Raw genomic sequence first — 9,928 nt, 5'->3', positions numbered from 1 at the left:
CTGTGACTGAAGCATAGGAGTTCCCTCCAATCGTTGCCTACTTTAAGTATAACAACAGTTAAAGGGAACATAGCCTTCTAATTTGACTAGCTTTTTCCTTTGATAATTGCAATCCATCATTATCGGAGGTTTCAATTATCATGATAATCCTTGCTAACTCACTGAATTCATTATCAGAGCATAAATAAAGTGATTGTTTGTATAAATAGCCAACAGAAATTTCAAAATCAATATTAAGCGCTTGAATCTTATCGACAATGTTTTCACTCACATCATTTTGAGAAGAAGAGTTGATACAATCATCAAATCGCCTTTCAAATGTAACAAATCGATTATTGAGCTCGTCCAACATAGTCGTATCTTTTGCGAATGATTCTATAGGTAAAACCAATAAGAACATTGGCAGTAGGTATTTTTTCAGTGACCGACTATTCACAATCAAGTCCTTCTTCTAAAAAACTTTCATGCGGTGTTGGTGCAATTGTTGCTTTCAAATTCAAGTCCATTAAACTCGCCAAATGGCTTTCATTAAACTCTGATAGCTTTTGCAGCTTTAGTCTGGCTTCATTGAACTCTTGGTAGAACTTATCAGGTTGAGGTATCACGACTGTTTTTATGTTTGCTCGTGTTGCCGCAAGCATACCCGAATAAGAGTCTTCAAAGGCAATACAGTTACTTGAATCTACACCTAGTTTATTGATTGTTGAAAGGTAGACATCTGGCTCTGGCTTACCCTGCTCTACATCGTCTGACGATGATATCGCGTCAAAGTAACTGGCAATACCGAGTTTGTTCAAAATGATGGGAATGAGTTGATAAGGTGAATTAGTAGACAACCCTATCTTAAACCCTTTTTCCTTAAGCAATTTGAGTGTTTCTGTAACACCCTCTAATTCGCATCCTTTTTCAATTATTAATGCCTCCACTTTATCCACAACAGCATTCTCTACTTCCTCTAGGCTCTTTTCTTGCCAAGGATTACGTTCATACCAAAACCTTGTTACTTCACCTGTCGTCATAGTTGCAGTCTGCTTTGACAGCACTTCGGTCACTTGGACACCAACTGATGAAAACACCTGCTTTTCCGCTTCCTTCCACAAAGGTTCTGAATCAATCAGCAACCCGTCCATATCAAAGACCGCAGCGTATATCATTGGTACATCCTCAGTAAGTTCTATTCGTTGAGTAAGATTTGTCTATTCAACCAAAGCATAGCTTTGCATATAACGAGTGAGAGTATCACATTTGTCTGTGGCTATCAGAGCCAGTTCGATGACTCATCTTTAAGCCTCAACATGACCGATGTTCATGGCTACTTTCAACGCTTGTTTATTGAGATTAGACGCCTCCCAAGCAACGACAACACGACTGGTTAGGGGGATATCATCAATCTCGGCGACTGTCGCAGAGTCATCGAGATGTTCAGCCAGTGAACGCGGAACGATAGCAATGCCTAACCCAGCCTGCGCCATGGCGATCGTCGTACGAAGTTGCGGTGCTGCGAATTGTGGTTCGAGCCTTACTCCTGCGTCGGCAAAAAGTGTGCTCATACCATCAAACAATGCAGGTCCAGTCTCTCGTGGAAACAGTACAATTTTATGGCCTCTCAACTGTTTCATCTGGATACAGGGATATTTTGCCAGTTCGTGGCCCGCCGGAATCACCGCGACAAACGGGTCGTTAAACAACACCTTGTGCTCAAAAGGCTCACTGGCGTAACAGGGTAGCCGCATGATTGCGAGATCAAGTTGTTTGCTTTTTAACTGAGTGGCAAGCTCTGGCATTGATAGTTCCGCCGTCTGTAAATGAACCCCATTCTCTTGAATACGCCCAATCCTCTCCAATACCTTAATGCAGGTTGATGTTGACGTCGCGAACCCAATTTTAACCTGCGTATTTTCACCACGGGCAATCTGTCGGGCTTTTGCTTTTGCGCGTTCCACATCAGCAAGAATATTTACCGCATCCGTATAAAAGACTTGCCCTGCATGGGTCAGTTCTACTCCTCTAGACAAGCGCTTAAATAAGTCCACGCCAAGCTCGTGCTCTAGCTTTTTGATTTGTTGACTCAAAGGAGGTTGCGCAATCCCTAACTGTTCAGCTGCTCGGGTAAAGTGACGAGTCTCGGCGACCGCGACAAAATACTTCAGGTAGCGAAATTCCATATATTTTCCATATCAAAATAAATCTTTTTTATATTGGATTTAGCACCGTGTAGAAGTCAATCTAAATATACTCTTCATTGCATAACTGGTCTTACTCATGCGTGGATTTTATAACCCTCTATGTGCTTGTTCGCTTGAAGTAGCGAAAGAATTTTCTGAATACCATCACGTTACCGGAGATGGTGAGATTTATCAGACTTCGTTAATGAGTGCTTTGATCGCTGGTGTTTACGAAGGCTCAACAACCATAGAAGAACTGCTAAAACATGGGGATTTTGGTTTAGGTACGTTCAATGAATTGGATGGTGAGTTGATTGCGTTTGATAAGGAAGTTTTTCAACTCAAGTCGGATGGCTCCGCAAACCCGGCAGACCTGGCGCAAAAAACGCCCTTTGCTGTCATGACTTTTTTTAAGCCTGATATCGAGCTGCCACTAACATCGCGCATGTCACGTCATGAAGTCCATAGCCTCATAGACGACCTGGTTCCAAGCGATAACCTATTTTGCGCAGTGCGCATTGATGGCGTTTTCGATTCAGTTCGTACTCGCACCGTACCTAAACAAACACGCCCTTATCGGCCAATGCTTGAAGTGGTCAAAGAACAACCAACGTTCCGCTTCACGCATAAGCAAGGAGTGGTCGCCGGCTTTCGCAGTCCTAAATATACGACTGGCATCAATGTGCCCGGCTATCACGAACACTTTATTACCGATGACCGCCAAGGAGGTGGTCATATTCAGGATTACAGCATTTCGTCAGGGTTCCTCCAGATTGGCAAAGTCTCGCGGCTAGTGATTGATACCCCAGTATCGACAGACTTCCTCAACGCCAATTTGGCTCCGGAAGATATAAATACCGCCATAGAAAAGGCGGAAAAGTAACAAAGTCAGGCAAATAATAAGGACAACAAATGCAATCCAAACCTTCAAATAAAAATGGAGCTCAGTTGATCGCTCAACAGCTAGAGTCTCTCGGCATTAAGTACATTTTCGGTATTCCTGGTGCAAAAATAGATCGACTGTTCGATGCGATTGAAGACACTAACATCCAAATGATTCCGGTACGTCACGAGGCTAACGGCGCGTTTATGGCGGGCGTTATGGGAAGACTAACCGGCAAAGCAGGCGTCACAATGGTTACGTCAGGCCCTGGCTGTGGAAATCTAGTTACGGGGGTTGCAACAGCAAACTCCGAAGGCGATCCGCTGATTGCTATCGGTGGTGCGGTGAAACGAACTGACCAGCAAAAACAAACACACCAGAGCATGGATACCGTCAGTATTTTTCGCTCTATAACTAAGTTCAGTGCTGAAGTGCAGCATGTGGACGCCGCAAGCGAGATCATGGCGAACGCATTTCGTATCGCAGAGTCAGGTCGTCCTGGGGCTTGCTTTTTGAGTCTCCCCCAAGATGTTTTATCCGAGCAAACCCAAACGGACATTATTGTCCCCTCGCCTTACACACAGCCTGGTTGCGCAGACATCGCAGCAATCGAAGAAGCGGTCAGTCGAATCAGTAAAGCAAAGCGCTGTGTGGTTTTACTTGGCCTTCACGCGAGCCGCAGTCAAAACGCTGCTGCTATCGCTCGGTTTCTTCAAAATACGCAGCTACCCGTTGTCGGCACTTACCAGGCCGCCGGCACGGTAGACATCAATTACTATCATCACTTTGCTGGGCGTGTCGGTTTGTTTAATAACCAACCTAGCGATGTTTTACTGCGGGACGCCGATTTAATTCTCACCATCGGCTTTAGCCCAATAGAGTATGACCCTGAGCTTTGGAACAGCCACCGCAACCCAGTGATTCACCTCGATATTGAACCGGCAGAATACCAACTTAATTATCAGCCTTGTGTTGAAATCGTCGGAAACATTGCGCAGTCATTAGACAAGATGGGCAGCTATATCTCTGAATATGCCCGCCTTTCCCCAACGGCACTTTCAGTACTGGAAGAGGTAGCACTGCAACGGCAAGTGATCAAAACCTATCCCAATGTCTATCACAAGCAAGGATTTCATCCACTGGCACTGATTAAAGCCATGCAATCTATCATCACACCAGATACCACGCTATGTCTTGATATGGGGAGCTTCCACATCTGGATCGCTCGTTACTTAAGTTGTTTTCGAGCTCGCCAAATGCTGGTGTCTAACGGCCAACAAACAATGGGCGTTGCACTGCCATGGGCCATTGGTGCCAGCCTACTAAAACCTGGTAGCAAAGTGGTATCGATATCGGGAGACGGCGGTTTTATGCAATCGAGCATGGAGTTAGAAACCGCGGTTAGACTGAACTGCAATATCGTCCATATTGTGTGGGTTGATAACGCCTACAACATGGTAGAAATGCAAGAGATCAACAAATATCAGCGCTGCTCTGGTGTGAAATTTGGACCAATTGATTTCAAGGCGTACGCCGAATCATTTGGCGCGAAAGGCTTCGCAGTGACTAGTCAACACGAATTGCTACCGACATTGAATAAAGCCATGGACGTTGAAGGACCAGCAGTGGTGGCTATCCCCGTAGATTACAGCGACAACGACAAACTGATGTTGCCGCGCACAGAGAAAAATCAAGATCCCGTTTTTGTAAGTTTCGAAGGAGAAATCGCATGAGAGGATTAAAAAATAAAGTCGCACTCGTCACTGGTTCTGCCAATGGTATTGGTTTGGCCATCGCAAAACGTTTGTATGAAGAAGGCGCAAACGTCGCTCTTGCCGATTGGAATGAAGAGCAATTGGCAAACGCCGTTGAGGGCTTTGATAAACAGCGTGTGTCTGCGCATTCTATTGATGTTTCTGACCCAGAAAAAGTCGCAGCACTGATTTCTGATGTTGTTACCCGTTTCGGTAAACTGGATATTTTAGTAAACAATGCTGGCGTACATGTCCCTGGTTCCGTGATTGAAGGTAGTGTGGAAGACTGGAAGAAGATCTCTGGTGTAAACATTGATGGTGTTGTTTATTGCGCGAAGTTTGCTTTGCCTGAACTCTTAAAAACGAAAGGTTGTATGGTAAATACCGCGTCCGTTTCCGGTTTGGGTGGTGACTGGGGTGCCGCATTCTATTGCGCGAGTAAAGGCGCAGTGGTGAACCTTACCCGAGCGATGGCATTGGACCATGGTGCGGATGGGGTAAGAATTAACGCCGTATGCCCAAGTTTAGTAAAAACCAACATGACAAACGGCTGGCCGCAGGACATCCGCGATAAATTCAATGAGCGCATTGCGCTTGGCCGAGCAGCCGAACCTGAAGAAATTGCGTCTGTCGTGACTTTCTTGGCAAGTGATGACGCATCTTTCATTAATGGCGTAAACCTACCTGTAGACGGCGGTGCCACCGCATCAGATGGTCAACCTAAAATAGTATAAGCATGAAATAGACAGATCAGTGAGAGACGTTCTACTACCTTTCGGATCGATGCTGATCTGTCGCTTTACGCTCTGAGCACACAACCCGTGCCGGCAATAAACTCAACCACTCGACCGCTGTTAGAGATATCTCAACAACTTAAACCAGCAACGAGAAATTAATGTTTCACACAAACCGACAAACTATGTGAGCATTCCATCAGGCATAGAGTGAAGACTTATGTATCAGCGATTCACAAAGAACCAGACAGTTTCCGCGAATACATTCTAAAGAAGTCTCAGTGACGACTAACGTTTCTGCCACACCATCCATTGCTCTCTGCCTTTAAAAACCTCAACACTGTTTGCCACCACTGAGGACTTCACAAGTTCAAACGTGGGCTCTAGAAAAGATGCCAACTCCCCACTTCGCAAACAAAATGGAGGAAAGCGTGATAGGTAATTATCATCAATGACGAAAAAACCAATTAGAAAACCTCCGCTTGGCAATAATTTATCCACCATCGAAAAGTATTCTGACCACATGTCTCTCGGTAGTGCTGCGAGAAAGGCCCGCTCGTAAATGACATCAAACGAGTGAGAAAAATCGGCATTAAATACATCACCCAATACGACTTTATCTTTGTAGTTACCTAACGCTGATTGCGCCATTTTTACCGCTTCTTGGCTGTAATCCATCGCGATCACGTCATGCCCATATTGAATAAAAGTGCTCAGTTCATAAGCGGCACCACACCCAGGAATAAACACTGACTGGCCTACATGAAGTGAATTGTCGAGATAGTCCTTGAGTTCTTGAGGTGTCGATTGGGCATCCCAAGGCATAGTGCCTCGGATAAACAAATCATCCCAGAATTGTGTGTTAATCATTGGTGCCTGTTTCATTTACCCGCTCCCTGATTGCGGTAGTAAAAAATAAAGGGATACGCAGCGCAATGTGGTATCCCTTTTCTAGCCTTTTGTCTGACGTTGTTAGTTTTTTATGACAACCACTTTCTACTGCACTTATGCCACCAATGAGTTAACTGCGAAGATCATTGATTAACGGCTGCTCCGCTTGGTTCGGTACAAACTGGACATTGCCTTTCAGTTTAGTGACAGACTGGAGTGTTGCTTGAATGTCCTCTGCTGATACATGCACATCATGACAACAGAAAGTAATGGCATCGTTGAAGCCATCGCGTTCAATTTTCAAGGAGCCTTTAATATCGTGGCGACGACAGACTTCTTGGATCTGATGCGGATAAACAAACAGCCCTTTTACTTTCACCGCGGAGTCTGCTCGTCCCATCCAGCCCTTAATTCGTGCATTCGTGCGTAGCAAATCCGAGCCCATTTCTAGGTATGCCGATAAATCTCCCGTTGCGTAGCGAATCAGCGGGAACTTCTCATCGAGCGACGTTACAACAACTTCACCGACTTCTCCCGGTTGTACAGGAACACCATCAGGATCAACGATTTCAACAATAATATCTTCGGCAATCACTAATCCTTGTTCACCAGACACTTGATAAGCAATCAAACCAAGCTCTGCACTTGCGTAGGCTTGAAAGACTGCAATGCCTTTGTCCTCAAACATCTGTTGCATGTCTGCTGTAACCGCTTCACCAGAGACCAGAGCTTTCTCAAAGCTAGGCAGCTCATCGTATTTCTCTTGGTACTTTTGTAGCAACGTCAGCAAATACGAAGGTGTGCCAGTGTAACCATTAGGTTGAAGCTGTTTAATTGCCTCTATTTGCGCTTCGGTATTGCCTACTCCAGCCGGAAATACCGCACAGCCACAAGCCCTTGCGCCACCATCCATAATAAATCCGCCAGGAGAGAAATGGTAAGAGAGCGTGTTATGCACTAAATCACCCGCACAGAACCCAGCTGCGTGAAACGCACGCCCCATACGCCAGAAATCGGCCTCATCCGTTTGAGCCTCATATAAAGGCCCAGGAGACTGAAAAACACGCGCCATTTGACCAATGGCAACGCTATTTAAGCCACCAAACGGCGGTTTAAGTTGCTGCTGATTAGGTACATTGAACTTACGTGTAATCGGGAACTTAGCAAGCCCTTCACGATTGTTTGCCAATGTAGGCTCTAACCCAGAAAAATGCGCCGCGTAATGTTCGCTATTGACTTTCGAATTTTCAATCAACGTTGGCAGACGTTGAAACAACGACTCTTCTCGCGCCTGTAGAGACAACGATTCTTTCGCATCAAATAGTTCGTTCATCCTTGCTCCTTACAACCAACGCTTACGACGTTTGTAAGATTTCAGATTCTTAAAGCTCTTGCGATCTTCATCGCCGCCGCCAAGGTAGAATTCTTTTACGTCTTCATTGTTTAGCAATTCGTGCTTGCTGCCATCTAGTACGATTTTGCCTGATTCCATGATGTAACCGTAATCGGCCGCTTGAAGAGCGAAGTTGGCATTCTGTTCAACCAAAAGCATGGTAATACCTTGCTCTTTGTTGATCTTGTTAATAATGCTGAATACTTCTTTAACTAGCAGTGGAGAAAGCCCCATAGACGGTTCGTCCAACAAAATCATCTTCGGTCGAGCCATTAACGCTCGGCCAATCGCTAACATTTGTTGCTCACCGCCAGACAAATAGCCCGCCAGGCCAGTGCGCTCTTTGAGTCGCGGGAAATAGTCAAACACCATTTCGATGTCTTGTTCAACTTCGTTGTCAGTGCGTGTATAAGCGCCTAAGCGAAGATTTTCTATTACCGTCATATCTTCAACAATTCGGCGCCCTTCCATAACTTGGAAGATGCCCGAACGGACGATCTCTTCCGGGCTTTTGTTGTCTATACGCTCGCCCATGAAGTTGATTTCGCCGCGCGTTACTTCACCATCTTCGGTTTTCAATAGACCAGAAATGGCTTTCAACGTTGTGGATTTACCCGCACCGTTGGCGCCCAGTAAGGTCACAATCTGCCCTTTTGGAACTTCTAAACTCACACCGCGAAGTACTAGTATTACTTCGTCGTAGACGACTTCAATGTTGTTCACTGAAAGCAGTATTTCTGCCGGTTCGATATTCGTTGCTAATTCAGCCATCAAGCTACTCCTTGCTAGGGTGAGAGTGTTCTCTCACCCATCCTTATTTTCAGTAAGCTTTGTTATTAATAAGTCGTAGATTAGTAACCTAGCCAATCGTCACGACGTGACAATGTCACCTGAGATACTTTCTTAATATCAACTGCACCGCCATCGTTGTTGCCCATAAAGACGTTCACGGTTGTTGTGCCTCGGTGATCTTCCGGTTTCCAGTTCGCAGGGACACAAACACCTTCTAAGCCTTGTGGTACCCAGTTGTCATGGACATACATGCCCTTCTTGATGTTTTCACCTGTGATACCACCGTTGTCTTTCGCCCACTCCATTGCTTCTTTCATATAGAACGCAGAACAAATACCGCGAATGTAATGGTGAGTTCTGAATTCGCCCGGCTCTGATTCAGACTGCTTAGAAATCTCACGAACCAGCTTCATGCCTTCGTTATCGTCTCCCCAAAACGCCGTCATACCTGGGAAAACGTAATCTTTAAGGCCATCGCCTGCTGCTTCAAGCACTGGCTTGTCGCCGCCCCAAATGTTTGCCATGTACTGGAACTCTGTCCCAACCGTGTTACAAGACTTCACTAGTGAGATAACCGAGCTACCGATATTGGCAATGTAACCGTAGTTGGTGCCTGACTCTTTCAGCGACAAACATTGCGCTTTAAAGTCCCCTGGTTTTAGTGACACAACGACTGGGTTTTGCACATCAAAACCAAGCTCTTTGGCGTACTCTGCACACGCTTCTTTTGGCGCATTCGGGAATGGATGGTTATCGCCAATGTGCGTAAATTTCGGCGCACCTTGATTGCCCTTAGATTCCCAATCTTCTTTCGCCCACTTAACTAGCGCACGGCACGCATCTGAGTACGACGCACCATAAAAGAAATTATAAGGCGCTGGTTTCGCGGTTTTTGGGTTTTTGCCAGTTGGGTCAGTTAAGTGACCAGAGTAAGAAGCAGAGAACACCGGCACTTTGTCTTTGGTAACAAACGAAATAAGCGCTTCGGTATCCGCCGTACCCCAACCTTGCAGCGCAACCATGTCTTTACGCGCAACCCAACGTTTATAGTTAGAAATCGCCACTGGTACTTTGTACGCCATGTCTACTGTTTCAAATTCGAGCTCGGTACCGTTAATGCCACCGTTTTGGTTAATCCAACGCAATGCGTCTCGCACGCCAGAACCATAAGGCTTGCTCACATAGGCAGTTGGTCCAGAAAAGTCGACTAATTGCCCGACAAACACAGAATCTTTTGCCCAAGTTGCGGTAGTAAACAGTGCAGATGACAGCACCAACGTTGTCGCTAAATGTCCTTTGTTCATAACTCGTTGTCC

10 protein-coding genes are annotated in these 9,928 nt (G+C 45.6%); 3 read left to right on the top strand and 7 right to left on the bottom strand.

The annotated features are described in order from the left end of the window. Positions 1–58: 58 nt before the first annotated feature. The 3 genes from R8O11_RS22670 to R8O11_RS22660 all read right to left on the bottom strand — a co-directional run bounded on the left by R8O11_RS22670 (position 59) and on the right by R8O11_RS22660 (position 2,165). Entirely contained in the window at positions 59–436 is a 378-nt protein-coding gene (locus R8O11_RS22670) for a hypothetical protein (protein ID WP_318194455.1), read from the bottom strand. Beyond that, positions 429–1,154 (bottom strand): hexitol phosphatase HxpB, encoded by a 726-nt coding sequence (hxpB, locus tag R8O11_RS22665; RefSeq protein ID WP_205391208.1) that lies wholly within the window; start codon positions 1,152–1,154, stop codon positions 429–431. Before hxpB ends, R8O11_RS22670 begins: the two co-directional genes overlap by 8 nt. Positions 1,155–1,283: 129 nt before the next feature. Further along, on the bottom strand, positions 1,284–2,165 hold the full coding sequence (locus tag R8O11_RS22660; protein ID WP_205391209.1) for a LysR family transcriptional regulator: 882 nt from the start codon (positions 2,163–2,165) through the stop codon (positions 1,284–1,286). Positions 2,166–2,262: 97 nt separating this feature from the next. Here R8O11_RS22660 and budA point away from each other — a divergent pair, with 97 nt between their 5' ends. The 3 genes from budA to R8O11_RS22645 are packed head-to-tail and all read left to right on the top strand — an operon-like array spanning position 2,263 to position 5,536. After that, complete coding sequence (budA, locus tag R8O11_RS22655; protein ID WP_053304714.1) at positions 2,263–3,048, top strand: acetolactate decarboxylase; 786 nt, start codon at positions 2,263–2,265, stop codon at positions 3,046–3,048. Between the two features lie 29 nt (positions 3,049–3,077). Continuing rightward, positions 3,078–4,781, top strand: coding sequence for an acetolactate synthase AlsS (gene alsS / locus R8O11_RS22650; protein ID WP_318194454.1), 1,704 nt, complete (start codon positions 3,078–3,080; stop codon positions 4,779–4,781). Further along, on the top strand, positions 4,778–5,536 hold the full coding sequence (locus R8O11_RS22645; RefSeq protein ID WP_017820351.1) for an SDR family NAD(P)-dependent oxidoreductase: 759 nt from the start codon (positions 4,778–4,780) through the stop codon (positions 5,534–5,536). Before alsS ends, R8O11_RS22645 begins: the two co-directional genes overlap by 4 nt. A gap of 288 nt (positions 5,537–5,824) precedes the next feature. Here the strand turns inward: R8O11_RS22645 and R8O11_RS22640 are convergent, their stop codons facing one another. The 4 genes from R8O11_RS22640 to R8O11_RS22625 all read right to left on the bottom strand — a co-directional run bounded on the left by R8O11_RS22640 (position 5,825) and on the right by R8O11_RS22625 (position 9,916). Beyond that, on the bottom strand, positions 5,825–6,421 hold the full coding sequence (locus tag R8O11_RS22640) for a methyltransferase domain-containing protein (protein WP_053349212.1): 597 nt from the start codon (positions 6,419–6,421) through the stop codon (positions 5,825–5,827). A 136-nt stretch (positions 6,422–6,557) separates the two neighbouring features. Continuing rightward, positions 6,558–7,760 (bottom strand): phenylacetate--CoA ligase family protein, encoded by a 1,203-nt coding sequence (locus tag R8O11_RS22635; RefSeq protein ID WP_086047479.1) that lies wholly within the window; start codon positions 7,758–7,760, stop codon positions 6,558–6,560. Between the two features lie 9 nt (positions 7,761–7,769). Then, positions 7,770–8,591, bottom strand: coding sequence for an ABC transporter ATP-binding protein (locus tag R8O11_RS22630; protein WP_005373283.1), 822 nt, complete (start codon positions 8,589–8,591; stop codon positions 7,770–7,772). Between the two features lie 80 nt (positions 8,592–8,671). Further along, positions 8,672–9,916 (bottom strand): ABC transporter substrate-binding protein, encoded by a 1,245-nt coding sequence (locus R8O11_RS22625; RefSeq protein ID WP_005373285.1) that lies wholly within the window; start codon positions 9,914–9,916, stop codon positions 8,672–8,674. Positions 9,917–9,928 lie beyond the last annotated feature (12 nt).

Source organism: Vibrio sp. 1288, assembly GCF_033344475.1.
This window is presented reverse-complemented; position numbering and strand designations above follow the sequence as displayed.